This is a genomic window from Nocardioides caricicola, assembly GCF_039541135.1.
Taxonomy (GTDB): domain Bacteria; phylum Actinomycetota; class Actinomycetes; order Propionibacteriales; family Nocardioidaceae; genus Nocardioides; species Nocardioides caricicola.
Genome location: NZ_BAABFQ010000003.1, coordinates 527,386 through 552,720, shown reverse-complemented (window position 1 = coordinate 552,720; position 25,335 = coordinate 527,386). Strand labels below are relative to the sequence as shown.

Sequence of the window (25,335 nt, the reverse complement as noted above, 5' to 3'; positions counted from 1 at the left end):
CCGCGTCCGGCCCGGCCGGAACTGTCCGCGCCGCCGGGGAGCGTCCTCACCATGACTGCCACCACCTTCACCGCCCGCACGCCCGAGGATGTCCTCGCGATGGTCCCCGTCGTCCTCGGCTTCGTGCCGACCGAATCGGTCGCGATGCTGACCTTCGGCGCCGCCCAGGCGTTCCACGCCCGGGTCGACCTGCCGGCTCGCGCCGGAGAGATCCCGGAGGTCGTCACCTCGCTGCTCGACCCGGCGCGCTCCCACCGGGTGCGCCGGGTCCTGCTCGTGCTGTACGGCGCGGACGCGCGGCTGTGCCGACGGACCGCCACGGCCCTGGTGCGTGCGTTCACCGGCGCCGGGATCGACGTGGTCGACGCGCTGCGCGCCGACGGCGAGCGGTGGTACCCCGCCGTCGGCACCCGCCCCGGCGTCCCACCGTGGGGTGTTGCCTACGACGTCTCGGCACACCCGTTCCTCGCCCGTGCCGTCGTCGACGGTCGGGTCACCTACTCCTCGCGCGAGGACCTGCGGGCGACGCTCGCCGCCGACCCCGACGCGGTCGCACGGGTGGTCGGAGCGCTGGCCGACGTCCACGGGTCTCCTGTGGACGCGCTCTGGGTCCGGGAGCTCGTCGAGCACCACGTCCACGACGCCACCTCGCCCGGCGCCGACGAGGTCGCCCGGCTGCTGCGCGCCGTGCTCGACACCTCGGTGCGCGACGCCGCCTGGGGCGCGATCACCCGGGAGAGCGCGCACGACCACGTGCGGTTCTGGTCCGACGTGGTGCGCCGCGGGCCGACGCCGCTGCTCGCGGCACCGGCCGCCCTGCTGGCGTTCGCCGCCTGGCAGGCCGGGCACGGTGCGCTCGCGTGGTGCGCGCTCGACCGGTGCGCCGAGGCCGACGAGGACTACCCGCTCGCCCGGCTGGTCGCCGAGGCGCTCCAGCGGGCGGTCCCGCCGGACGCGTGGGAGCAGGTGTGAGGGTCGTCGCGCGTGCGTGCCCCCGGCTTCGGGTACGCGTGCTCCATGACGGGGACGCCGGTGCGCAAGATCGGGATCGAGGAGGAGCTGCTGCTCTTCGACCCCGAGACCCGCGCCGTCGCACCGGCGGCCCAGCGGGTGCTCAAGGAGTTCCGCGAGCACGGGCACGGCCGCCGCCGCGCCCGCGCGGCCACCGACGAGCTCGACCAGGAGCTGTTCCGCCACCAGCTGGAGACCCGGACCGACCCCACCCGGGACGCCGGCGACGCACTCGACCAGCTGATCGCGGCGCGCCGTACCGCCGGCGAGGCGGCGCGTGCCGCCGGCCTGGCCGCGGGCGCGTGCGGGATCGTGCCGCTGCCCAGCGAGAAGTCGGTGGTCACGCCCAACGACCGCTACCGCGACATGGTGGACCGCTTCGGCGAGGTGGCCCGCACCGGCGGCACCTGCGGCATGCACGTGCACGTCGACATCGAGTCCGAGGAGGAGGGCGTCGCCGTCCTCGACCGGATCGCACCCTGGTTGCCGGTGCTGCTCGCCGTGAGCGCCAACTCCCCGTTCGTCGACGGACGCGACTCCGGTTACGCCTCGTGGCGGGCCCAGGTCTGGAGCCGGTGGCCGAGCGCTGGGCCGACCGAGGCGTTCGGCTCGGTCGAGGGCTACCGCGAGGTGTGCCAGATCCTGCTCGACTCCGGTGCCGCCCGCGACACCGGGATGCTCTACTTCGACGCCCGGCTCTCCGTCGCCCTGCCCACCCTCGAGGTCCGCGTCTGCGACGTCTGCACCGACCCGCAGCTTGCGGTGGGCATCGCCGCCCTGGCCCGCGGGCTCGTGGAGACCGCGGCCCGGAGCTGGCGCGAGGGCCGACCGGTCCCGCGCTGGCGGGCCGAGGCGCTGCGCGCCGCGCAGTGGCGGGCGGCGCGGTTCGCGATGTCGGACTCGCTGGTCCACCCGGTGGAGCGTCAGCTGCGCCCGGCGCGCGAGGTGCTCGGCGCCCTGATCGAGACCATCGAGCCCGCGCTGCGTGACGCCGGGGACACCGACCTCGCCGAGACCATGCTCGCGCAGTCGGTCAGTCAGAACGGGGCCGTGCGGCAGCGCTCGGCCTGGGAACGAGGAGGAGGTGTCGTGGCGGTCGTCGACGACCTGATCGAGCGGACCGAGCAGTCCTGGCAGTCGGCCCCGCCGGGCCACGACACGGGGCACGACACGGGCCACGACACGGCGCCCGACGAGGGCCTAGGGTCGACGCATGGGTGAGGAGGTCGAGGCTCAGGACTTCTCCCGGGCCGATCGCACGCGGCACCGCGAGAAGGTGCGCCGCAATCTCGACGTGTTCGCCCGGATGCTGCGCGAGGCGCGCTTCGACACCGACGACCCGATGACGGGGATGGAGGTCGAGCTCAACCTCGTCGACGAGAACGGCGACCCGGCGCTGAAGAACGCCACCGCCCTCGCCGCGATCGAGGACCCCGACTTCCAGACCGAGCTGGGCCAGTTCAACATCGAGATCAACGTGCCGCCGGCCAAGCTGCGCGAGGGCGGGCTGACCACGTTCGAGGACAGCCTGCGCCGCAGCCTCAACTCCGCGGAGCAGAAGTCGGCCGAGGTCGGCGCGCACATGGTGATGATCGGGATCCTCCCGACGCTGGCCGAGGGCCACTTCAGCGTCGACAGCCTCAGCGCCAACCCGCGCTACAAGCTGCTCAGCGAGCAGATCCTCAACGCCCGCGGCGAGGACATCACGATCGCGATCGACGGCCGGGAGCGACTGCGCACGACCGCGGACTCGATCGTCCCCGAGGCGGCGTGCACGAGCACCCAGTTCCACGTGCAGACCTCGCCGGACCAGTTCGCGGCGTACTGGAACGCCTCCCAGGCGATCGCCGCGGTCCAGGTCGCGGTCGCCGCGAACTCGCCGTACCTCCTCGGCAAGGAGCTGTGGCGCGAGACCCGGATCCCGCTGTTCGAGCAGGCCACCGACACCCGCAGCGAGGAGCTCAAGGCGCAGGGAGTGCGGCCGCGGGTGTGGTTCGGGGAGCGCTGGATCACCTCGGTGTTCGACCTGTTCGAGGAGAACGTGCGCTACTTCCCGGCGCTGCTCCCGATCACCGACGACGAGGACCCGCTCGAGACCCTCGAGAGCGGCGAGGCCCCCAAGCTGGCCGAGCTGCGCCTGCACAACGGCACGATCTACCGCTGGAACCGGCCGATCTACGACGTCGCGGACGGCGTCCCTCACCTCCGGGTCGAGAACCGCCTGCTCGCCGCCGGGCCGACGGTCGCCGACACCGTCGCCAACGCCGCGTTCTACTTCGGGCTGGTCCGCGCGCTGGCCGAGAGCGAGCGGCCGCTGTGGTCGCAGATGTCGTTCAGCGCGGCCGAGGAGAACTTCCACGTCGCGGCCCGGCAGGGGATCGACGCGCACATCTACTGGCCGGGGATCGGCCAGATCCGCGCGACCGAGCTGGTGCTGCGCCGGCTCCTGCCGCTGGCGCACCAGGGTCTGGACGCCTGGGGCGCTTCGTCGGAGGAGATCGACCGGCTGCTCGGGATCATCGAGCAGCGCTGCCTGCTCGCCAGCAACGGCGCGGAGTGGTTCGCCAACCAGATGCACGGCCATGCCGACGGCGACCGGTACGACGCGCTGCGCAGCACGCTGCTGGAGTACACCGCCGGGATGCACAGCAACGAGCCCGTGCACACCTGGCTCTAGCGGTCCCGGACCCGCTTCCAGACCCGTCGCGCGCCACTGCGCGGGTCGAACCACCCGCTGCGCGTCACCACCACGAGCGTGAGCACCACCCCCGCCTCCGCCGCGGCCGAGCGGGCGGCGCTCAGCCACTGCGCGTCGAGGTCCTCCAGCACCAGCGGGCCGGGCCGGGTCAACCACACCAGCGGCACCGCCTGGCCGCGTCGAGACCGCTGCAGCAGCGCCGCGACCACGTCGGCGCGCAGCCCGTGGTCCAGTGGCTCGCCCGGTACGACGGCGAAGACCTCCTCGCGCCCGCCGGGCGCTCCGACGTGCACGAGGGCCGGGAACGCCCGCCGCCGCTCGGTGCGGGCGTGCTCCAGCACCGCGCGCCGCAGCACGGCGGCCAGCGCGGGGTCGACGGGCTCCGCGATCCCTTCCACGACCCGGAGCCTTCCCGGCCCGGCCGGTGCGTGAATTCGTCCTCCACAGGTAACGTGCCGGTCATGGGAACCGTCGTCGTGGGATACGTGCCCAAGCCGGAAGGCGAAGCGGCCTTGCAGAAGGCCATCGACGAGGCGAAGCTGCGCCGGGCGAAGCTGGTGGTCGTGAACTCCCACCGCGGCGGCACCGACTTCGACGCCGACGCCTCGACCCAGGCCGAGCGCGACATGAACGCGGTGCGCAAGACCCTCGAGAGCGCCGGCGTGGACTTCGACATCCGGCAGCTGGTGCGCGGCTTCGAGCCCGCCGAGGACCTGCTGAGCATCGCCGAGGCCAGCGCCGCCGAGCTGGTCGTCATCGGCCTGCGCCGCCGCTCGCCGGTCGGCAAGCTCATCCTCGGCAGCAACGCCCAGCGGGTGCTGCTCGACGCCCACTGCCCGGTCCTCGCCGTCAAGGCCGACTGACCGACCGAAGACCCGGTGGTCTGACTGCCGGCGCCCGATGACTCACGAGGTGCTCGCCGGTCTCCTTGGTGCGCGGGCATTCCCGTGCGCCGGCTCCTGAGAGGATCCACCCATGGCCACGATCCACATCACCGGTGACGAGCACGCCGACCAGGTCCTGACCGACGACCCGTTCGCCCTGCTGGTCGGGATGATGCTCGACCAGCAGTACCCGATGGAGCACGCGTTCCGTGGACCCGCGAAGGTGCTGGAGCGCTTCGGCACCCTCGAGCCGGCCCGGATCGCGGCCGCGGACCCCGAGGAGTTCGCCGCGCTCTGCTCGACCCCGCCGGCGATCCACCGGTTCCCGGGGTCGATGGCCGCCCGTCTGCAGGAGCTGGCCCGCATCGTGGAGGACGAGTACGACGGCCACGCCGAGCGGATCTGGACCGAGGCCGCCGACGGCCGCGACCTGATGAAGCGGATGCAGGCGCTCCCGGGCTTCGGCAAGCAGAAGGCCCAGATCTTCGTGGCGCTGGTGGCCAAGCAGCTCGACGTGCGGCCCGCCGGCTGGGAGAAGGCGGTCGGGGACTACGCCCTGGACGGCTACCGCTCGGTCGCCGACGTGGTCGACGCCGCCTCCCTGCAGAAGGTGCGCGACTTCAAGAAGGAGAAAAAGGCGGCAGCAAAGCTGCAGAACGGCTGACTGAACGGTCAAACACCTGCCATGCTGGTGGCAACAACCCCGCTGGTGACCCGAGACTCCGGCGGGGTTGTTCCATTTCCGGCTCCCGGAACCGGGCGCAGTTCACGTGCCCGTCACGAAGTGGGCCAGACCAGTCCGGACCGCATCGTGGCCTACTCACCGGTCACAAGCCGTTGCCGACTAGCGTCGTGCGCGGTGGGCCCCGGAGCGCGTCGTGTTCCCCTCCCAAGGACCAGTCGCTCGGGCGAAACTGCTGAGCCCCGTCGGCCTTCGTCGACGGGGTCTTTCAGCTTGTCCGCCCGTTCGAGGGGGGACTGGCGAGATCTCAGGGTGCGCATGGCAGAATGACAACCGCGGCTCTTGACGACACCGGGACGGGCCGCGCCCTAGATCTGGTTCGACTGTCGTTTCACGAGAGGTGTTCGTGTCCTCGAACGCGCGCAAGATGCTCCCTGCCGATGTGCTCACGCACCCTGCCGTCGTGGCCCTGATCGATCGGGGCACGCCTACGGGCAGCATCACCCCCGAGGAGGTCCGCCAGGCCAGTGAGGACGCTGCCGTCGAGCCGCGCCACCTCAAGGCCCTGCTGGCGCACCTGAGCGCCCTGGGCATCTCGGTGCAGATCCCGGCCACGACCCGGGCCGTGGCCGCGACGTCGGCCCGCAAGACCACCACCGCGGCGACCGCGAAGAAGGCGCCCGCGAAGAAGGCCGCCGCGCCGGCCAAGAAGGCCGCGCCGGCGAAGACCGCCGCCGCCAAGAAGGCCGCGTCCGCCGAGGGCGCCGCCGAGGCGACCGAGGTCGAGGTCGTGATCGGTCCCGACGGCAAGAAGGTCCTCCCGGACATCTCCGACGAGCAGTTCGAGAAGGACGTCGTCGCCGATCCCTCCATCGAGGAGGACGAGAAGTCGGCCTCGTTCGTCGTCTCGGCCGCCGACGACACCGACGAGCCCGAGCAGCAGGTCATGGTCGCCGGCGCGACCGCCGACCCGGTCAAGGACTACCTCAAGCAGATCGGCAAGGTCCCGCTCCTCAACGCCGAGATGGAAGTCGAGCTCGCCAAGCGCATCGAGGCCGGCCTGTTCTCCGAGGAGAAGCTCGCCAAGGGCGGCAAGCTCTCGCCGAAGATCGTCGAGGAGCTCGAGTGGATCGCCGAGGACGGCCGCCGGGCGAAGAACCACCTGCTCGAGGCCAACCTGCGTCTCGTCGTCTCGCTGGCCAAGCGCTACACCGGCCGCGGCATGCTGTTCCTGGACCTGATCCAGGAGGGCAACCTCGGTCTGATCCGCGCGGTCGAGAAGTTCGACTACACCAAGGGCTACAAGTTCTCGACGTACGCCACCTGGTGGATCCGTCAGGCGATCACCCGCGCGATGGCCGACCAGGCCCGCACCATCCGCATCCCGGTGCACATGGTCGAGGTCATCAACAAGCTCGCCCGCGTGCAGCGCCAGATGCTCCAGGACCTGGGCCGCGAGCCCACCCCGGAGGAGCTGGCCAAGGAGCTCGACATGACCCCGGAGAAGGTCATCGAGGTCCAGAAGTACGGTCGCGAGCCGATCTCGCTGCACACCCCGCTCGGCGAGGACGGCGACTCCGAGTTCGGTGACCTCATCGAGGACTCCGAGGCGATCGTCCCGGCCGACGCCGTGTCGTTCACCCTCCTCCAGGAGCAGCTGCACGCCGTCCTCGACACGCTCTCCGAGCGCGAGGCGGGCGTCGTCAGCATGCGCTTCGGCCTGACCGACGGTCAGCCGAAGACCCTGGACGAGATCGGCAAGGTGTACGGCGTGACCCGCGAGCGGATCCGCCAGATCGAGTCGAAGACGATGTCGAAGCTGCGGCACCCGTCGCGCTCGCAGGTCCTGCGCGACTACCTCGACTGAGCGCGGCCCCGGTCGACGACGTCGGCCAGGGCCTGACGCGCGGCCAGGTGGCCGCACATGCCGTGCACGCCCGGACCGGGCGCGGTCGCGGACGAGCACAGGTAGGTCCCGGCGACGCCGGTGCGGTACGGCGCCCGCCTGACCAGCTGCGGCACCGAGACCATGCCGGCGGCGATGTCACCGCCGACGTAGTTCGGGTTGTACGCCTCGAACTCAGCCGGCGTGGTCACGTGCATCCCGACGATGCGCTCGCGCAGCCCGGGCGCGAACCGCTCGATCTGGTCGAGCACCACGTCGGTCGCGTCGCCGGCGTACCCGAGCGGCACGTGCGCGTAGGCCCAGACGGGGTGCACGTCACCGGCCGAGCGGGACGGGTCGGCGAGGTACTGCTGCCCGACCAGCACGAACGGGCGCGGCGCCAGCTCACCGCGCGCGGTGCGGGCCTCGGCGTCGGCGATGTCCGCGAACGAGCCGCCGACGTGCACGGTGCCGGCGCGACGGCACGCCTCGGCGGTCCACGGGACGCCGCCGCGGACCGCGAGGTCGAGCTTGTAGGCGCCCATGCCGTACCGCCAGCGCGGCCGGCGGCGGCCGGCGATCTCGGCGAACGCGGTGGGGGTCGTGTCGAAGAGCCGGATCCGCGCGTCGGGCAGGTCGGCCAGGGAGCGTACGTCGGCGCCGGTCCGGATCTCGCCGCCCAGCGAGCGCAGCAGGCTCGCCATCGCGTCGGTGATCGCCCGGGAGCCGCCCGCGGCGACCGGCCAGCCGTGCCGGTGCCCGGCCGCGCCCATGAACACCCCGATGCCCGCGCTCGCGGGCCGGTTCAGCGGCCGGCAGATGTGTGCGGCGATCCCGCCGAACAGCGCCCGCGCGGCCTCGGTGCGGAACCGGCGCGCGAGCAGGCTGGCGGGCAGGCCGGCCGTCAGGCCGAAGCGCGCCATCAGCAGCGGGTGCCGGGGGAGGTGCAGGACCGGGCCGAGCACCTCCGGCGCCAGGTCGTCGTACCGCGCCGCGACGGGGCCGAAGATCGACCGCCAGCGCTCGCCGTCCGCGCCGAGCCCGGCAGCGGTGGCGTCCAGGTCGCGCACCAGGACGCCGGCCGTGCCGTCGTCGAGGGGGTGCGCCAGGTCGACCTCGGGGAACTTCCACACCAGCCCGTGGTCGGCCAGCGGCAGGGAGCGCAGGAACGGCGAGCCGATCCCGAACGGGTGGATCGCCGAGCACACGTCGTGGAGGACTCCGGGCACGGTGAGCTCCGCGGTGCGGGTGCCGCCCCCGATCTCGTCGTGCCTCTCGAGCACCGCGACCCGCAGGCCGCGCTGGGCGAGGGTGATCGCGGCCGCGAGCCCGTTCGGCCCGGAGCCCACCACCACCGCGTCGGCTGTCATGTGCCCGACTCTGCCCTATGGGGGCGCGTACGGCGGTCGCCGGTGACCGTCACGGGCACGTCCGTGTCGCACGGCTGGCGTGCGCACATGTCCGCGACCGCGACGTACCCGCGCTCGAGCTCGCCTTCGGCTGCGTCGACCAGCCGGTACCGCTGCGTCTGCCGGTGGATCGGCTGCGCCTCCAGGAGCACGACGCGCACCTCGCCCTCCTCGAAGCCGCACCGCTCCTGCAGGGCCGCGATCAGCTGCTCGTTGTGGAAGTGCCCGTCGCCGAAGTTCCAGCCGAGGACCGCCCCGGCCACCAGCTCGCCCTCGATCACGCGGTAGTCGTCCTCGTCCCGGTCGCTCAGCACCCGCGGGATCAGCGTGAACAGCGCCCGCCCGTGGCTGTGCATGGAGCGGAACGCGTAGCCGATGTACTGCGGGAGCTCGGCCTGCTCGGGTCCGTAGATCTTCTCGAGCTGCTGGTGGGGGAGCAGCGACGACTTCACGGTGCCAGCGTCGAGCTTCGCGAGGGCGTCCTCGGTGAAGCACCAGTACGACGTGTCCCAGTTGCCGGCGTAGTAGCGCATGCCCGGGAGGAACGACACCCGCGCCGGGGAGAGGTTGCCGACGACGACGGTGCCCACGACGACGCCCATCAGGAGCGCGATCGGCCACCAGGTGGTGACGTCGCCGAGCCCGTAGTCCGCGTGCTCGACGAAGAGCGCGAGGATCCCGTAGATCATGAAGACGTTCCACTCCAGCGGGACGCCCATCGGGAAGCTGGTGAGGATCTGCAGGTGGAACGCGATCATCACGACCGCGGCCACGGTCGTGACCCAGCCGCCGTGCGACAGGAACAGCACGAGCGGAACGGCGTACTCCACCGCCGTGCCGAGGTGGGCGAGGGTGTACGCGCGCCAGGAGGGCCGCAGGTCGTCGGGAAACGAGCGGTGCCACCCCCGCTTGATCCGGCGCGAGCGCAGGACCGGGCTGTTGCTCATCATCACCTGCACGACGTACGGGAAGTGCCGGTTGAGCTTCGACGTGGCGGCGCCCCACCAGATCGCGAGCATCACCAGCTGCGCGGCGACGACGACGTCCGCGCCGGTGAGCAGGAAGGTCACGGACAGGGTGCCGTACACCTCGGCCCGGGCGGCGAGGAAGATCGTCTTGTCCCGCAGCCCGACCAGCGCCAGGGCGACGAGCATCGCGGCGACCCGCTCGCGCTCGACGACGGGCCCGGGGGAGAGCAGCGCCCAGAGGGTGGTGAGCAGCAGCGCCGCGTAGAGCAGCACGTCCACCGGCGTCCGGCGGGTGCCGCGCGTCAACGGGACCCGGCCCGGCCACGGGGGGAGCCGGACGGTGTTCGGACGCAGCCAGTAGAGGAACGAGCCGAGCGGAGGGGTCATCCGCAGGTTCAGCGGGCCGAAGCCGCACCCCAGGCCGAGGACCTCGAACAGCAGGGTCCAGAGCACGACCTTCTGGAACGCCCCGATGTCGGTGATGCCGTCGACCCCGGACGTCGACAGCGCGAACAGCAGCCCGCCGCCGGCGTACAGCCCGATCTTGAGGACGTACATCAGGAAGACGACGTCGGGCGTGCCGAACCCGACCTCGGCGACGTGCCGCGCCATCGGCCGCATCCGCTCGGCGCGGGTGCCGGTGCGCCAGGCCTCGAGGTCGAGGTCGGGGAGGTTCGGCTGCAGGAATCCCATGTCGGCACGCTAGGAGTGGCGACGGTCACCCGGCATCCGGCGGGCAGCACGAGGTTCGGAGGGGCCGTTGTGCTGGCAGCACAAGGAGGTCAGCCGAGCACCCGGCGGCCGAGCAGGTGGCAGGCGAGGAGTGCGACCTCCACGTCGAGCCGGCCGTCCTCGAGCGGGCGCCCGCGGGCCTCCTCGGCCCGGCGCACCCGGTAGAGCACCGTGTTGCGGTGCACCAACAGCTCGGCGGCCGCCGCCGTGTGGCTGCCGCCGTGGGCGAGCAGCACCCGCACGCTCTCCCGGAGCCGCTCGTGGGGCTCGTCGTCGAGGGCGAGGTCGCCGAGCACCTCGCGGACCCAGCCGGCCAGCTCGCCGAGGTCGGTGCGGAGCAGCGCGACCAGCCCCGCGTCGGCGTACGTCGTGACCTGGGTGCGGGCGTCGTCGTCGGCCGCGAACGCCACGGCTCGGGCGGCCAGCGCCTGGCGGTGGGTCGCGCGGAAGCCGGCGAGCCCGACGCCGGGGCTCCCCACCGCGAGCCGGATCCCCGCCGCCGAGGTTCTGACAGACCGCGGGTCGGCGCCGTCGCGAGGCAGCGGGAGCCAGGCCCAGACGCCGCCCGCGTCGGAGGGCACCACGAGCGGCTCGCGCACGCAACCGAGGTCGGTGGCGATCCGGCGTACCTCCCGCTCGAGCACCTCCGGGTCGCCCCAGCCCACCAGGCCCAGGTGCGCACGCCCGAGCTCGTAGCCGAGCATCCGCTCTGCCTGGCCGACCTCCAGCGCGTCGCCGGCCAGCACCGTGGCGACCTCGGCCGCCCGGGCGGCGGCGCGGCTCTGGAGCCACCGCCGGCGCTCCTCGGCGTGCGCCTGGACGACCTGCTCGGACAGCCCGTCGATGTAGGCGAACGTCGCGGCCGAGAACTCGACGGTGGCCGCGACGATCGCCGCCGGGTCGTCGGTGCCGCGGGCGAACGCCTCGATCATCAGCTGCTGGCACTCGGCCTGGCCGAGGCGGTAGGCGCGCAGCAGGTGGCTGACCGGGATGCCGCGCTGGGCGAGCCGGCGGGCGTAGTCGAGCGCCGCCTCGGGCGGCTCCCCACGTCGCTCGCCGGCGGAGAAGCGTGCCATCCCGAGGCGGAGGTTCTCCGCCACGCTGACCCGGAGGAGGTCGGCCAGCTCCGGGTCGCCGTCGAGCTCGGGGATCTCGTGCAGCATCCGCTCGACCAGGTGGTCGGTGAGACCGGTCAGCTCCCCGGTCAGGGCCGCCGCGGTCCGCGAGACGAGGTCGTCCACGCGCCGGACCCTACTGCCGCGATCAGCCGGCAGCGACCAGAACGACCGCGCCGGCGCACAGCGCCAGCCCGTACGCCTGGGTGCGGTGCACGTGCTCGCGCAGCACGAGGGCGGCGAGCAGCACCGTGAACGCCGGGTACAGCGACGTGACCACCGCCGCGACCGACAGGTAGCCGTGCTGGGTCGCGACCTGGAACAACCCGGTCGCCAGCGCGCCGAGCGCACCACTGACCAGCCCGCCGAGGGCGTAGCGGTTGCGCGGCACCCAGCTCTCGCGCAGCGTCATCGCGACCGCGATGATCGCCACCCCGGCGATCGCCTGGTTGAGTGCGAGAGGGAGGAACCCGGCGCTCTCGTCGATCTGGGCCAGCGCCGCGAACAGCGTGCCGAACCCGAGCCCGGCGAGGACGCCGTCGGTCAGCCCGGAGCCGGAGCCCGCGGCCGGGGTGTCGACCGGCTCCCGCGACACCAGCCAGATCGCGGGCAGGGCCAGGACCACCCCGACCCAGACCAGCGCGCTGGGCCGCTCGCCGGCACCCAGGCCGACCAGGACCGGCACCACCACGGCGCCGACACCGGACACCGGCGCGACCACGCCCATCCGCCCCGACGAGAGCCCGCGGTAGAGGAACGCCGTACCGAAGCCGTTCCCGACCCCGGCGACGACCGCCCAGCCGAAGTCGACCGCCGTGGGGGAGCCTCCGTCGACGAGCGCGACCAGCAGCACCAGCACGGTGCCCCCGAGCTGGGCGACCAGGGAGACCGCCCAGGCGCCCCCGCGCCGGGAGAAGATGCCGCCGTTGAAGTCACCCAGCCCGTACGACGCCGCCGCGAGGAGTGAGAGCAGCAGGGTCATCCTTCGGGGTCCTCCTGCAGGCGCGAGCGCAGCGAGCGGCTCGGTGGGGTGATCACGTGGCGAGCACCCCGTAGATCCAGACCCAGGTGGCCGCGATCGCGGCCACCAGCTCGATCACGATGGACAGCCCGACGGCCTTCAGGGAGTGCACCGTCGAGGGCCAGGCGTCCCTCGACCCGACGCGGGCCAGCTCGGCGAGGTAGATGCCGAGCACGAAGCCGATCGGCAGCCCGATCACCGGGACGACGAAGAAGCCGACCACCCCGAGCAGCACCCCGAGGCCCTGGGTGGTGGCGGGGATCCCGGCGACCTGCAGGCGGCGGCCGGGAACGACGTACTTGACGACCGCGCCGCCGGCGACCAGCACGGTCGCCACGGCGAACACGGTCCAGGCGGTGGGGCCGCCGATGGAGATGGACCAGACCAGGACGCCCGCGACCACGAGGATCGAGCCGGGGAGGACCGGGACCAGGATGCCGACCAGCCCGACCGCGATCACCAGGGCGACGAGGACTTCCGTGGCGGTCACGGACGCACCCTAGATGCAGAACGGCCCCGGACAGGTGTCCGGGGCCGTTCTGGGGTGGTCTCGGGTCACTGCTCCGTGTCGGGAGCGGTGGCGGGCGTGTTGGAGAGCTTGTGGGTCTCGTCGATCACGTGGGCGGCGATCTCCTTGAGCTTGTCGCCGTGCTCCCGGGCGTGGTGGGCGCAGAAGAGCAGCTCACCACCGGACTGGAGCTCCACGCGAAGGTAGGCCTGGGCTCCGCAACGGTCGCAGCGGTCCGCGGCGCTCAGCGCGGCGGTGCTGGGGGCAACTGCAGTGGTCACATCGGCCTCAATTCTTCTTCAGCGTTCGGTGTCTGGCTCAACGTAGCGAGGGGCTCCAAGATTCCCGACGTCACGTGGTCCGGACCACGTCATCCAATCATGTACTGCATTCCCTCATCGGCAGGTATCCATGCTTTTCAAGAGCTGCTGTGTGGAGAAACACGGTCCCTGATGAGTGTGACGCGGTGGTGGTGAGTCGCGTTGCGAATCCGTCGACCCGAGGAACGATCGTGTCCACATCGTGACGTGCCACCCAAGGTGCTCGTACTTGGCGCTGCGCGGGTGCTGCTCGGGGAAGTGCTGACCACGGTAGCCCCGCTCCCGGCAGGCGTGCCTTCATGGGCCTCCGGCGTGTCGCAGGTAGATTCGTCACCGAGACCCCCGACGGATTTGATGCAGGAGCCCCACGATCGACAACACGTACAACGCAGCGCACCTCCTCGTCCTCGAGGGACTGGAGGCGGTGCGCAAGCGTCCCGGGATGTACATCGGGTCCACGGACACGCGCGGGCTCATGCACTGCCTGTGGGAGATCATCGACAACGGCGTCGACGAGGCGCTGGCCGGGTCGGCGCACCGGGTCGAGGTCACGCTGCACGCCGACGGCTCCGCCGAGGTGCACGACGACGGTCGCGGCATCCCGACCGACAAGGAGCCCAAGACCGGGCTCCCGGGCGTCGAGGTGGTGGCGACCAAGCTGCACGCCGGCGGCAAGTTCGGCGGCGGCTCGTACGTCGCCACCGGCGGTCTGCACGGCGTCGGCCTGTCGGTCGTGAACGCGCTCTCGGCCCGGATGGACATCGACGTCGAGCGCTCCCCGGCCCGGCAGGGCATCTCGTTCCGCCACGGCACCCCCGGCGTCTTCGACGGCGAGGGCCCGGACGCGTCGTTCGAGCCGAGGTCCGGCCTCACCCGCAAGGGCGGCCGCGTCGCCAAGGGGAAGTCGGGGACCCGCGTCCGGTTCTGGCCGGACCGGCGGATCTTCACCAAGGACGCGCAGTTCGAGTTCGACGGGCTGATCGGCCGCGCCCGGCAGACGTCGTTCATCGTCCCCGGCCTGGAGCTGGTGATCCGCGACCTGCGCGGCGACGTCCCGGTCGAGGAGAAGTTCCGCCACGACGGCGGCATCGCCGAGTTCACCGACTTCCTGGCGCCCGACGAGGCGGTCACCGACATCCTCCGGCTGCAGGGCAGCGACACGTTCACCGAGACCGTGCCGCTGCTCGACGACAAGGGGCACATGACCCCCCAGGAGGTCGTGCGCGAGCTGTTCGTCGACGTGGCCGTGCGCTGGGGCACCGGGTACGACACCACGACCCGCTCGTTCGTGAACGTGATCGCCACCCCCAAGGGCGGCACCCACGTCAGCGGCTTCGAGCAGGCGATGACCCGCACCTTCAACGACGCCATGAAGGCCGCGAAGGTGCTCAAGGTCAACGACGACGACGTCATCAAGGACGACGTGCTCGAGGGCCTCACCGGGGTGGTCACCGTCCGGCTCGCGGAGCCGCAGTTCGAGGGCCAGACCAAGGAGATCCTCGGGACGCCGGCCGCGCGCACCGTCGTGCGCAAGGTGGTGTCGGCGGAGCTGAAGAAGTTCCTGACCTCGACCAAGCGCACCGAGAAGGCGCAGGCCAAGCTGGTCATGGAGAAGGTCGCGGGAGCGGCCAAGACCCGGATCGCGGCGCGGACCCACAAGGAGACCCAGCGGCGCAAGAACGCGCTGGAGTCCTCGGCGCTGCCGTCGAAGCTCGCCGACTGCCGCGCCAACGACAACGAGCGCACCGAGCTGTTCATCGTCGAGGGTGACTCGGCGCTCGGCACGGCCAAGCTCGCCCGCAACTCCGAGTTCCAGGCGCTGCTGCCGATCCGCGGCAAGATCCTCAACGTCCAGAAGGCGTCGGTCGGCGACATGCTGAAGAACGCCGAGTGCGCCTCGATCATCCAGGTCGTGGGCGCCGGCTCCGGGCGGACGTTCGACCTCGAGGCCCGCCGCTACGGCCGGATCATCTTCATGGCCGACGCCGACTCCGACGGCGCGCACATCCGCTGCCTGCTCGCGACGTTGTTCTACAAGTACATGCCCGAGCTGCTGCAGGAGGGCCGGGTCTACTCCGCCGTGCCCCCGCTGCACCGCATCGAGATCTCCAACCCGAAGAAGGGCCAGGAGAAGTACGTCTACACGTACTCCGACGACGAGCTCCAGCGCAAGCTCGCCGAGCTCAAGAAGAAGAACGTGCGCTGGAAGGACCCGGTCCAGCGCTACAAGGGACTCGGTGAGATGGACGCCGACCAGCTGGCCGAGACCACGATGGACCCGCGCCACCGCACGCTGCGCCGGATCACCGTCGACGACGCCGACGCCGCGGCCAACGTCTTCGAGCTCCTCATGGGCTCCGACGTCGCGCCGCGCAAGGAGTTCATCGTCCAGGGCGCGTACGAGGTCGACGTCGAGGCGCTCGACGCCTGAGCGGGGTTAGCCTCACCGCATGACGTTCACGGTTCTCGGGGTCCTCGTCGGCATGGTCATGACCGTGGTGGCGCTCACTGTCGTCTACTACGTGATCAGGTTCGCGGTGCGCGACGGCACGATCGACGCGCAGAACAAGATCGACGCCGACCGGGTCCGCGCCGACCTCAGGCTGGGGCGTGAGCGGAGCCCGAACTCGCGCCCCTGAGCTCAGTCGCGGTCCTTGTTCCGCAGCACCAGGTTCGAGGTGAAGATGTAGAGCGGCTCGCGGTCGCCCCAGGCCGGGACGATGCCGGCGAAGTCGTAGCTCTGGTTCGTGGTGAGGTCGATCATCGTGGCCTCGATGAGGTGGTGCTCCAGCGGACGCCCCGAGTGACCGCGGTAGACCGCGCGCCCGGCGCTGACCATGTCGGAGTGGGTCAGCACGTTGTAGTCGGCCATTCGTTCCTGCTCTTCCTGCCGGGGCCAGAGAGTTCCGAGGGCACCATCGGCAGGCCGTCGCCCGACCTGAGCCGGACCTGAACCGGACCTGAATCGAAATCAGAGCACGAAGCGGCTGCTCGGCCAGATCTCGGCCAGGGGGACCTCGGGGAACCGCTCGGCCACCGCGACGTACACGCCGCGGTAGTGCTCGGCGACGGTGCGCACGGTGCTCTCCGGGAGGTCGGAGGTCTTCGGCGAGAAGTGCACCCGCTGGTCGAAGCCGGGCACGACGTAGTCGATCCCGGCCATCTCGCACAGCCGGCCGACCTCCGCCTCGCTGAACAGCTGCTCGTAGAAGCTGTAGTAGACGCCGTCGGTGCCGAAGACGCTGTCGAGCGTCCGGATCGTCTCGTCGTACGCCGTGCGCGCGGCGTACGCCGGTCGCGCGAACTGGCCGCGGACGAAGTCGGCCGACTCGGCCTTCGCGGCCGCGTGGTGCTGGTAGAGGCGGGCGTGCATCCGCACCTGCGACCAGATCCGCTCGACGGGGTCACGCATGAGGAACACCGGCAGCGTGCTGATGCCCCGTGCGGCGAAGCCGTCGCGTACCGCGGCGAAGCGCGCCGCGGGGAGCATGCCGTACGCCGGCGTCACGTCGGCGACGAGCCGGGTGTCCGGCGTGCGGTGCAGCAGCCCCGTGAAGTAGTCGAAGTAGAACTGCTGGTCCAAGAACATGCTGAGCCGGTGCGCGGCCGTGGCGGCCTTGCGGTCCCCGGGCTGCGGGTCGGCGGCGGCGTGCTCCGCGGCGGCGGCGACCAGGCGGCGCCGAGCGGGCTCCTCGGAGGGCAGGTCCAGGGAGTCGAGGACGTGGTACTCCTTGCGGTACCCGTGGGCGAACTGGGGCGATCCCGCGAGGTACTGGTACAGCCAGGTCGTGCCGCCCTTCTGGCACCCGGCACCGAGCAGGAACGTCTTCCGCACGAGCCGAAGGGTAGCCCTGGGTCAGACGATCTGCTCGAGCAGGCCGGTGTCGACGTCGTAGATGAAGCCGCCGACCAGCACGGTGTCGGGGATCAGCGGGTGCGAGCGGACCTTCTGGACGTCCTCGGTCAGGGCGGCGGCCTGGTCGGCGACCACGTGGAACGGCTGCCACGAGGCGTCCCGGCCGGCCGAGGCGGCGACCCGCTCCCGCAGCTCGGCCTCGGTGTTGGAGGCCACCGCGCAGCGGGTGTGCGGGACCACGAGGATGCGGTCGACGTTCAGCAGGTGCGCACCCAGCACCAGCGCCTCGAGCGCCTGCGGGGTGACCCGGCCACCGGGGTTGCGGAAGATCTTGGCGTCCCCGGGCTTGAGCCCGAGCATGCCGAGCGGGTCGATCCGGGAGTCCATGCACGTCACGATCGCGACGCCGGCGTGCGCGACGCCGTCGAATCCGGAGAGGTCGAAGGACGCGGCGAACTCGTGGTTCGCCTTCAGCAGGTCGTCGAAGTCAGCCACGAGCCGAGGTTACCCAGCCCTCACCCGCCCATTCGCAGCAGTTCACCCGTCGACACGGCGCGCGTTCCGGCGCCTCGGAACAGGACCAGGGCGAGCACGCCGGCGACCACCGCGCAGACCGCCGCCCCGGTGAACACGGTGTGCTCCTGGGCGATGCCGGCGACCTTGAGCAGCTCGGTGAACTCCGCGCAGCGCGACTCGCCGCCGCAGACCTCGCGGGCCGGGGGCAGGTCGGCCTGCTCGGCGTAGTAGCGGCGCAGCCCGATCGTGGTGAGCGCGGAGATCCCGACCAGCATCCCCACCATCCGGGACACGACCACGAAGGCACTGGCCAGGCCGTGCACGTCGTCGCCGGTGGTGGCGAGCACCGCCGCGTTGACCGGGGCCAGCGCCAGGCCGAAGCCGAAGCCGCAGAGCACCAGCGGCAGCGTCGCCACGGGGCTCTCGAGGGACTCCAGGCCCCAGGTCGCCATCCAGAGGAACCCGACGGCCGCGGCCGCCATCCCGATGGCCGTGACGACGCCGGCCGGCAGCGTGCGGGTGAGGTAGCCGCCGAGCACCGCGCCGACCGGCAGCGCGACCAGGAAGCGCACCAGCACCAGCGCCGCCATCAGCTGCGAGCCGGGGTAGACGGTGGTGCGGGCGAACAGCGGGATGTCGATCAGCGCCGCGATCAGCGCGGCCCCGATGAAGAAGCTCACCAGCATGGCGCCCCAGGCGGGCGTACGGCGCAGCGCGCCGGCCGGGACGAGCGGCGCGGGGGACCGGCGCAGGTGCAGCGCGAACGCGACGGCCGCCAGCGCCCCGCCGAGGAGGTACCAGAGCCCCTGGTCGGAGAACACCTGCACCTTGGGGTCCGCGGTCGCGAACGCCAAGATCACGCCGGACAGCGCCAGGGCGAGCAGCAGCGCGCCGAGCACGTCGGCCTCGCGCAGCGTCCCGATCCAGGCCCGGACGTCGAGCAGCGGCCGCTGCGCGGTGCAGCAGCGGACCACGAGCAGCGCGGCCGCGCCGATCGCGGTGAGGCCCAGCGGGGTCAGCCAGCGGCTGTCACCGGTGACCGGGATGAACAGCCGGCCCCAGGTGAGGTCGCGCATCATCCCGCTCGGCTCGATGCAGACCACGGCGTAGGCGACGAAGGTGACCAAGGCAAGCGCAAGCCCGATCCAGTCCCATGGTGGTTTCGAGGCTCGCTTCGCTCGCACCTCAACCACCGACAGCCGATTCAGAGCGAGGGCGAGGACGATGCCGACCACGAGATTGACCAGGAAGATCACCCGCCAGTCCGCGACCGACAGCACGAGCGCGCCGAACAGCGGGCCGAGGACGCTGCCGATCTCCTGGACGGCCGAGACGACGCCGAGCGGGACGCCGCGGCGCTGGGCGGGGTAGAGGTCGGCCACCAGGGCGAGCGTCGCCGGCACCAGCCCGCCGCCGCCGACGCCCTGGAGGAACCGGCCGACCACCATCGTGGTCATGTCGTAGGCCAGCGCCGTCACCAGCGACCCGATCGCGAACACGACCAGCGCCGCGACCAGGACCGGCACGCGGCCGCGCAGGTCCGCGATCCGCCCGATCAGCGGCAGCATCGCGACGTACCCGAGCAGGAAGCCGGAGACGATGGGAGCGGCGCGCTGGAGCTGGTCGACGGGGATGCCGGAGCTGGCCATCATGTCCGGCAGCGCCAGCACGACGACGTAGGTGTCCGCCGCCGCGAACGCCACGGCGACTGCCGCGAGACCCAGCAGCACCCGCGGCGACGCACTCATGGCGCGGTGATGTCCTTCTCGGTGCCGTAGTCGTCGAACGTCACGGTGTACGTCATCGACTCGGAGTCCTCGTAGAAGACGCCGGTCAGGTCCACCTCGCGCAGCTCGCCGTCGTCGGTGATCGTGTACGACGCGTCGAAGTCGCCGGACGCCGTGGGGATGATGTTCGCGACCACGTCGCCGGCGACGGTGCCGGTGTACTCGGTCAGCACCTCGGCGTTGTTCTCGCCGCCGCGGACGCTCTCGCCAGCCTCGACGTCGGTCGTCTCCGACAGCAGCGTCGAGAAGCCGGCGTCGGGGCTCATCAGGCAGGCCGGGTCGGGAGCGCCGTACTCCGCCGGGTCGATGTCCTGCCAGCCGGTCGTCAGCGGGAGCTGGGCATAGACCGTGCCGTCGACCGCGATCACCGGCACGTCGAACGGCTGGCCCGAGAGCGCGACCGTGATCGTGCCGTCGAACGCCGGGGCGTGGGTGCCGATGCCGTCCGCGCCGGTCACGCCGGTCACGCCGTCGGGCAGGTCGTCGGTCGAGAGGGTGAGGTGGACGCCGCTGGTGTCGTCGAGGTTCTGCTTGGCCTCGGCGAGCACGGCGGTCGGGTCCTGGTCACCGCCCGCGCCTGCGGAGTCGTCGCTGCAGGCGGTCAGGGGCAGGACGACGAGGGCCGCCGCCGCGAGGGCGTTCCGAGTGCGCACGGGCGTCAGCCTTCCACACCGGTGCCCAGGCCCAGGCGCAGCGCGACCGGGCCGGCGCAGGCCGCGATCGGCTGGCTCCCGGGCACGCCGGAGCCGTCGCGCCGGCCGTTCGCCTCGGGCAGCTCGACCGGGGCGCCGCTGGCCGCGGCGGCCCGGGCGGGCGCGGTGCCGGCCCAGGCGAAGACCAGGGCGTCCTCGCCCTTGAGGAACCGGTGGCAGCGGACCCCGCCGGTCGCGCGGCCCTTGGCGGGGTACTCCGAGAACGGCGTCACCTTCACGGCCCCCGGTTCGGTGCCGGGCAGCGCGGTCGACGAGCCGGACGCGGTGACCACGACCGAGCCCTCGGGCGCGGCCGGGTCGATCGCGCCGAACCACACGACCCGCTCGCCGGCGGCGACGCGGATGCCCGCGATGCCGCCGCCCGAACGTCCCTGGGGGCGGACGGCGTCGGCGCCGAAATGGAGCAGCTGGGCGTCGGAGGTGAGGAAGCACAGGCTCTCGGAGCCGGTGGTGAGCTCGATGGCGCCGACCACCTCGTCGCCGTCCGCGAGCCGGATCACCTCCCACTCGTCCCTGCCCAGGACCTCCGGGTTGACCCGCTTGACCGTGCCCTGGCGGGTGCCGAGCGCGAGGCCGGGACCGTCGGTGGCCAGCGTGCAGAGCGCGAGCAGCCGCTCGCCCGGCTCGAGCGCGAGGATCTCGCTGACCGGGAGCCCGCCCGCGAGGTGCGGGTCGTTGGCGGTGTCGGGCAGCTGCGGGAGCTCCAGCACGCCGATCTTGACCAGCCGGCCGGTGCTGGTGAGCCCGCCGACCTCGCCGCGCGCGGTGGCGCGCACCGCGGACACGACGACGTCGTGGTTGGCGCGGCCCCCGCCCTGCCCCGGACGCTCGGCGGTGGCCGTGCGGGCCAGCAGGCCGCTGGAGGAGAGGTAGGCGTAGCACGGGTCGTCGGCGACCTCGAGGGGTACGGCGGCCGAGGTGACCGCGGTGCCCGCGGACTCGAGCAGCACCGTGCGACGGGGCGTGCCGAACGTCTTGGCGACCTCGGCGAGCTCGTCGGAGACGACCTTCCGGAGCAGCTTCTCGTCGGACAGGATCGCGTCGAGCTCCTCGATGATCCGCTCGAGCTCGGTCTTCTCCTTCTCGAGCTCGATCCGGGAGAACTTCGTGAGCCGGCGCAGGGCCATGTCGAGGATGTACTCGGCCTGGATCTCGGTGAGCTCGAAGATCTCGGTCAGGCGCTCCTTGGCGGCCGCGGCGTTGTCGCTCGACCGGATCACCTGGATGACCTCGTCGATGTCGAGGATCGCGATGAGGAGGCCGTCGACGAGGTGCAGCCGGTCGGCGGCCTTGGTGCGGCGATGGACCGAGCGGCGGCGTACGACGTCGAAGCGGTGGCCGAGGAAGACCTCGAGCATCTCCTTGAGGCTGAGCGTGCGCGGCTGGCCGTCGACCAGCGCGACCGCGTTGATGCCGAACGTGTCCTCCATCGGGGTCAGCTTGTAGAGCTGCTCGAGGAGCGCCTCGGGGACGAAGCCGTTCTTGACCTCGATCACCAGGCGGAGACCGTTCTCGCGGTCGGTGAGGTCCTTGATGTCGGAGATGCCCTGGAGCTTCTTGCCCTGGACCAGGGTCTTGATCCGCTCGATGACCTTCTCGGTGCCGACGCCGTACGGCAGCTCGGTGACGACGATGCCCTTGCGGCGGTTGTTGATGCTCTCGACCCGGGCGGTCGCGCGCATCCGGAACGTGCCGCGGCCGGTCTCGTAGGCGTCGCGGATGCCCTCGAGCCCGACGATCTTGCCGCCGGTCGGGAGGTCCGGGCCGGGGATGAACCGCATCAGGTCGTCGAGGCCGGCCTTCGGGTGCGTGATCAGGTGCCGCAGCGCCTGGACGACCTCGACCAGGTTGTGCGGGGCGCAGTTGGTCGCCATGCCGACCGCGATGCCGGTGGTGCCGTTGACGACGAGGTTGGGGATCGCGGCGGGCAGCACCGACGGCTCGAGCTCGCGGCTGTCGTAGTTGGGCTTGAAGTCGACGGTGTCCTCGTCGATCGAGGCGGTCATCGCGACCGCGGCCGGGGCCATCCGGGCCTCGGTGTACCGCATCGCGGCGGGGGAGTCGTCGGGCGAGCCGAAGTTGCCGTGGCCGTCGATGAACGGCAGCCGCATCGACCACGGCTGCGCCATCCGGACCATCGCGTCGTAGATCGCGCCGTCGCCGTGGGGGTGCAGCCGGCCCATGACCTCACCGACGACGCGGGCGCTCTTGACGTGGCCGCGGTCGGGGAACAGCCGCATGTCGTTCATCGTGTAGAGGATCCGGCGCTGCACCGGCTTCAGCCCGTCCCGGGCGTCCGGCAGCGCGCGGGAGTAGATGACGGAGTAGGCGTACTCGAGGAACGACGACTCCATCTCCTGCTTGATGTCGGTGTCGAGGATGTGCTCCTCGAAGTCGTCGGGGAGGTCCTGCTTCGTCTTGCCGCGTGCCATGCCGAGGATTCTCTCAACCGCCTCCGACGGTTTGCCCGCGGCCACGCCGCTGCGACCGAAGCGCGATAGATTTCCCCGGTGACCGACCCCCAGGACGCGCCGACGGTGCAGGCACCCCCGCAGCACTGGGAGGCCGACGTCCTGCTCCGCGACGGCCGCACGGCCCACATCCGGCCGATCCGCCCCGACGACCACGACGTGTTCGTCGAGTTCTACGCCCGGGTGTCCGACCAGTCGAAGTACTACCGCTTCTTCTCGCCGATGCCGCGGCTGTCGGAGCGGGACCTCGCCCGGTTCCTCAACGTCGACCACGTCGAGCGGGTCGCGTTCGTGCTCACGCTGCAGCAGCGGATCATCGCGGTCGGGCGGTACGACGTGGTCCGGCCCGGCGAGGCCGAGGTCGCGTTCCTCGTCGAGGACCAGCACCAGGGCCGCGGCATCGGGCAGCTGCTGCTCGAGCACCTCGCGCAGGCCGGCCGCGAGCGCGGCGTGGAGCGCTTCGTCGCCGAGGTCCTGCCCGACAACTCCCGGATGATCCAGACGTTCCGCGACGCCGGCTACCGCGTGGTGAGCGAGTACGAGGAGGGGGTGCTCCAGCTCGAGTTCTCCATCGACCCGACCGACACCGCGATCGGCGTGATGATGAACCGCGAGCACAAGGCGGAGGCCGCCTCGATCGAGAAGTTCTTCAACCCGCGCTCGGTCGCGGTCATCGGCGCGAGCCGCCGCCAGGAGACCATCGGCCAGGCGCTCGTGCGCAACCTGGTGACCGGCGACTTCACCGGCCGGGTGTACGCCGTCAACCCGACCTCACATGCGGTGTCCGGGCTGCCGACGTACAAGACCGTCGCGGACATCCCCGACGACGTCGACGTCGCGATCGTGGCCGTGCCGGCGGACGCCGTGCAGGACGTCGTGCTCGACTGCGCCGCGAAGGGCGTGCACGGCCTGGTCGTGATCTCCTCGGGCTTCGCGGAGACCGGTGAGGAGGGCCGGGTCCGGCAGCGCAAGCTCGTCGGGCTGTCGCGGTCGTACGGACTGCGGCTGATCGGGCCGAACGCGCTGGGCATCATCAACACCGCCGGTCCCGTCTCGCTGAACGCGTCGTTGTCGCCGCTGATGCCGCCGCGCGGCCGCGCCGGGTTCTTCTGCCAGTCGGGTGCGCTGGGTACCGCGATCCTGGAGAAGGTCTACAACCGCGGGCTCGGCCTCTCGACGTTCGTCAGCGCCGGCAACCGCGCCGACGTCTCCGGCAACGACCTGCTGCAGTACTGGGAGGAGGACGACTCCACCGAGGTCGTGCTGCTCTACCTCGAGTCGATCGGTAACCCCCGCAAGTTCTCCCGGATCGCGCGCCGGGTCTCCCAGCGCAAGCCGATCATCGCGGTCCGCTCCGGCCGCACCACCCAGGGCGTGCCGATGGGCCACGCCGTGCGCAAGATCGTGGCGCCCCCGGCGGCGGTCGACGCGATGTTCCGCCAGGCGGGCGTGATCCAGGTCGACACCCTCGACGAGATGTTCGACGTCGCCCAGCTGCTGGCCCACCAGCCGCTGCCGCGCGGGCGCCGGGTCGCGATCGTGGGCAACTCCGACGCGCTCGGGCTGCTCGCGGCCGACGCCGCAGCGGCCGTCGGCCTGGTCGTGAACAAGGCGATCGCACTCGGCGCGGACGCCAGCGCCGACGACTTCGAGGACGCGCTCGACGCCGCGATCGACGACCCGGAGATCGACTCGGTGGTCGCGGTGTACGTGCCGCCGATCAACGTTTCCGGCGAGGACGTCGCGAACGTCCTGGCCGCCGTCGGGGAGCAGTCCGACAAGCCGCTGGTCTCCTCGTTCCTGGGCGCCGAGGGTGTGCCCGAGCTGCTCCGTGTGCCCGACGTCGCGGGCGCCACGGCCGGCCGCGGCTCGGTGCCGTCGTACCCCGGTGTGGAGGCGGCGGTCCGCGCGCTCGCCCGCGTCGTGGAGTACGCCGTGTGGCTGCGCACGCCCGGCGGCAGCCCCGCGAACCCCGCCCAGGCCGACGCCGCGGGCGCGAAGCGCATCGTCAACGAGCTGCTGAAGAAGAACCCCGACGGCGCCGAGGTCGACCTGGAGTCGCTCACCGCGCTGCTCGCGGCGTACGAGATCGAGCTGTGGCAGACCAGGAAGGTCGGCACCGTCGAGGAGGCGATCGAGGCCGGCGAGGCGCTGGGCTGGGACGTCGTGCTCAAGGCGACCGCCGAGCACCTGCGCGAGCGGCCCGACCTCGCCCACGTGCGCCGCAACCTGTACTCCGCGGCGGACCTGCGCCAGGCCTGGACCTCGCTCAACGGCGTGATCTCCGAGCCGGAGCGTGCCGGGTTCGTCGTGCAGAAGAACGCCCGGCCGGGCGTTCCGATCGCGATCCGGAGCATCGAGGACCCGCTCTTCGGGCCGGTGGTGTCCTTCGGGATCGCCGGTCCGCTGACCGAGCTGCTCGCCGACCGGGCCTACCGGATCCCGCCGCTGGGGGAGCGCGACGCCGCCGCGATGGTCCGCGAGATCAAGTCGTCGCCCATGCTGTTCGGCTACCGCGGGAGCGAGGTGGTCGACGTCGCCGAGATCGAGCGGCTGATCAACCGCGTCGCCCAGCTGCAGAACGACCTGCCGCAGATCAGCTCGCTGGAGCTGGGGCTCGTCCTCGCCGGGGCCGAGGGCGCCACGGTCCTGACGGCCGCCGCGCGCGTCGACCCGGTCGCCGACCCGCGCTCGGACTGGTTCGTGCGCCGGATGCCGACGCCGATCGGCGACACCCTCCCGAACTGAGCCCGCACCGG

22 protein-coding genes are annotated in these 25,335 nt (G+C 72.0%); 9 read left to right on the top strand and 13 right to left on the bottom strand.

Translation table 11 applies throughout. From position 1 onward, the window contains the following. Positions 1 to 51 precede the first annotated feature (51 nt). Genes ABD875_RS04430 through ABD875_RS04420 form a run of 3 tightly spaced genes read left to right on the top strand, consistent with a single transcriptional unit; the run spans position 52 to position 3,688 of the window. A complete protein-coding gene (locus ABD875_RS04430) occupies positions 52 to 972 on the top strand; it encodes a DUF4192 domain-containing protein (protein WP_345171613.1) in 921 nt (306 codons plus the stop codon). A 45-nt stretch (positions 973 to 1,017) separates the two neighbouring features. After that, the gene (locus tag ABD875_RS04425; protein WP_345171611.1) at positions 1,018 to 2,232 is read left to right on the top strand and encodes a carboxylate-amine ligase; all 1,215 of its coding nucleotides are present in this window, start codon (positions 1,018 to 1,020) and stop codon (positions 2,230 to 2,232) included. Then, complete coding sequence (locus ABD875_RS04420) at positions 2,225 to 3,688, top strand: glutamate-cysteine ligase family protein (protein WP_345171609.1); 1,464 nt, start codon at positions 2,225 to 2,227, stop codon at positions 3,686 to 3,688. The genes ABD875_RS04425 and ABD875_RS04420 overlap by 8 nt, the downstream gene beginning before the upstream one ends. Here the strand turns inward: ABD875_RS04420 and ABD875_RS04415 are convergent. Continuing rightward, entirely contained in the window at positions 3,685 to 4,107 is a 423-nt protein-coding gene (locus ABD875_RS04415) for a hypothetical protein (RefSeq protein ID WP_345171608.1), read from the bottom strand. The two genes, ABD875_RS04420 and ABD875_RS04415, sit on opposite strands and share 4 nt — an antisense overlap. Before the next feature lie 63 nt (positions 4,108 to 4,170). Here ABD875_RS04415 and ABD875_RS04410 point away from each other — a divergent pair, with 63 nt between their 5' ends. The 3 genes from ABD875_RS04410 (at position 4,171) to ABD875_RS04400 (ending at position 7,142) form a co-directional block, all read left to right on the top strand. Next, positions 4,171 to 4,572: a universal stress protein gene (locus ABD875_RS04410; protein ID WP_345171606.1), complete on the top strand. Its 402-nt coding sequence runs from the start codon at positions 4,171 to 4,173 to the stop codon at positions 4,570 to 4,572. Between the two features lie 112 nt (positions 4,573 to 4,684). Then, the gene (locus ABD875_RS04405) at positions 4,685 to 5,257 is read left to right on the top strand and encodes an HhH-GPD-type base excision DNA repair protein (RefSeq protein WP_345171604.1); all 573 of its coding nucleotides are present in this window, start codon (positions 4,685 to 4,687) and stop codon (positions 5,255 to 5,257) included. Between the two features lie 418 nt (positions 5,258 to 5,675). Further along, positions 5,676 to 7,142 carry an RNA polymerase sigma factor gene (locus ABD875_RS04400; RefSeq protein ID WP_379187466.1) on the top strand — a complete coding sequence of 489 codons (1,467 nt, stop codon included), beginning with the start codon at positions 5,676 to 5,678 and terminating at the stop codon, positions 7,140 to 7,142. On the opposite strand, the gene ABD875_RS04395 is transcribed toward ABD875_RS04400, so the two are convergent. The 6 genes from ABD875_RS04395 to ABD875_RS04370 all read right to left on the bottom strand — a co-directional run bounded on the left by ABD875_RS04395 (position 7,130) and on the right by ABD875_RS04370 (position 13,194). After that, on the bottom strand, positions 7,130 to 8,530 hold the full coding sequence (locus tag ABD875_RS04395) for a phytoene desaturase family protein (RefSeq protein WP_345171600.1): 1,401 nt from the start codon (positions 8,528 to 8,530) through the stop codon (positions 7,130 to 7,132). The two genes, ABD875_RS04400 and ABD875_RS04395, sit on opposite strands and share 13 nt — an antisense overlap. Then, positions 8,527 to 10,230: a DUF3556 domain-containing protein gene (locus tag ABD875_RS04390; protein WP_345171598.1), complete on the bottom strand. Its 1,704-nt coding sequence runs from the start codon at positions 10,228 to 10,230 to the stop codon at positions 8,527 to 8,529. Before ABD875_RS04390 ends, ABD875_RS04395 begins: the two co-directional genes overlap by 4 nt. 89 nt (positions 10,231 to 10,319) lie before the next feature. Then, the gene (locus ABD875_RS04385) at positions 10,320 to 11,510 is read right to left on the bottom strand and encodes a PucR family transcriptional regulator (protein ID WP_345171596.1); all 1,191 of its coding nucleotides are present in this window, start codon (positions 11,508 to 11,510) and stop codon (positions 10,320 to 10,322) included. 22 nt (positions 11,511 to 11,532) lie between these two features. After that, complete coding sequence (locus ABD875_RS04380) at positions 11,533 to 12,366, bottom strand: EamA family transporter (RefSeq protein ID WP_345171594.1); 834 nt, start codon at positions 12,364 to 12,366, stop codon at positions 11,533 to 11,535. Positions 12,367 to 12,418: 52 nt separating this feature from the next. Continuing rightward, entirely contained in the window at positions 12,419 to 12,895 is a 477-nt protein-coding gene (locus ABD875_RS04375) for a DUF456 domain-containing protein (RefSeq protein WP_345171592.1), read from the bottom strand. Between the two features lie 65 nt (positions 12,896 to 12,960). Beyond that, positions 12,961 to 13,194: a DUF7455 domain-containing protein gene (locus tag ABD875_RS04370; RefSeq protein WP_345171591.1), complete on the bottom strand. Its 234-nt coding sequence runs from the start codon at positions 13,192 to 13,194 to the stop codon at positions 12,961 to 12,963. Positions 13,195 to 13,603: 409 nt separating this feature from the next. Here ABD875_RS04370 and ABD875_RS04365 point away from each other — a divergent pair, with 409 nt between their 5' ends. After that, on the top strand, positions 13,604 to 15,664 hold the full coding sequence (locus ABD875_RS04365) for a DNA gyrase/topoisomerase IV subunit B (protein ID WP_345172674.1): 2,061 nt from the start codon (positions 13,604 to 13,606) through the stop codon (positions 15,662 to 15,664). 19 nt (positions 15,665 to 15,683) lie between these two features. After that, positions 15,684 to 15,872, top strand: coding sequence for a DUF6019 family protein (locus tag ABD875_RS04360; RefSeq protein ID WP_345171589.1), 189 nt, complete (start codon positions 15,684 to 15,686; stop codon positions 15,870 to 15,872). 2 nt (positions 15,873 to 15,874) lie between these two features. Here ABD875_RS04360 and ABD875_RS04355 read toward each other — a convergent pair whose 3' ends face one another. The 6 genes from ABD875_RS04355 to ABD875_RS04330 form a co-directional block, all read right to left on the bottom strand. Beyond that, complete coding sequence (locus ABD875_RS04355) at positions 15,875 to 16,105, bottom strand: hypothetical protein (RefSeq protein ID WP_345171587.1); 231 nt, start codon at positions 16,103 to 16,105, stop codon at positions 15,875 to 15,877. A gap of 99 nt (positions 16,106 to 16,204) precedes the next feature. Continuing rightward, positions 16,205 to 17,068: a sulfotransferase gene (locus ABD875_RS04350; RefSeq protein WP_345171585.1), complete on the bottom strand. Its 864-nt coding sequence runs from the start codon at positions 17,066 to 17,068 to the stop codon at positions 16,205 to 16,207. A gap of 21 nt (positions 17,069 to 17,089) precedes the next feature. Further along, positions 17,090 to 17,584 carry a beta-class carbonic anhydrase gene (locus ABD875_RS04345; RefSeq protein ID WP_345171583.1) on the bottom strand — a complete coding sequence of 165 codons (495 nt, stop codon included), beginning with the start codon at positions 17,582 to 17,584 and terminating at the stop codon, positions 17,090 to 17,092. A 20-nt stretch (positions 17,585 to 17,604) separates the two neighbouring features. After that, positions 17,605 to 19,353: an MFS transporter gene (locus ABD875_RS04340; RefSeq protein WP_345171581.1), complete on the bottom strand. Its 1,749-nt coding sequence runs from the start codon at positions 19,351 to 19,353 to the stop codon at positions 17,605 to 17,607. Continuing rightward, on the bottom strand, positions 19,350 to 20,045 hold the full coding sequence (locus ABD875_RS04335; protein ID WP_345171579.1) for an LppX_LprAFG lipoprotein: 696 nt from the start codon (positions 20,043 to 20,045) through the stop codon (positions 19,350 to 19,352). Before ABD875_RS04335 ends, ABD875_RS04340 begins: the two co-directional genes overlap by 4 nt. A gap of 5 nt (positions 20,046 to 20,050) precedes the next feature. Then, positions 20,051 to 22,537 (bottom strand): DNA gyrase/topoisomerase IV subunit A, encoded by a 2,487-nt coding sequence (locus ABD875_RS04330; protein ID WP_345171577.1) that lies wholly within the window; start codon positions 22,535 to 22,537, stop codon positions 20,051 to 20,053. 78 nt (positions 22,538 to 22,615) lie between these two features. On the opposite strand from ABD875_RS04330, the gene ABD875_RS04325 reads away from it, so the two are divergent. Continuing rightward, positions 22,616 to 25,324, top strand: a complete 2,709-nt coding sequence (locus tag ABD875_RS04325; protein ID WP_345171575.1) for a bifunctional acetate--CoA ligase family protein/GNAT family N-acetyltransferase — start codon at positions 22,616 to 22,618, stop codon at positions 25,322 to 25,324. Positions 25,325 to 25,335: the final 11 nt, after the last annotated feature.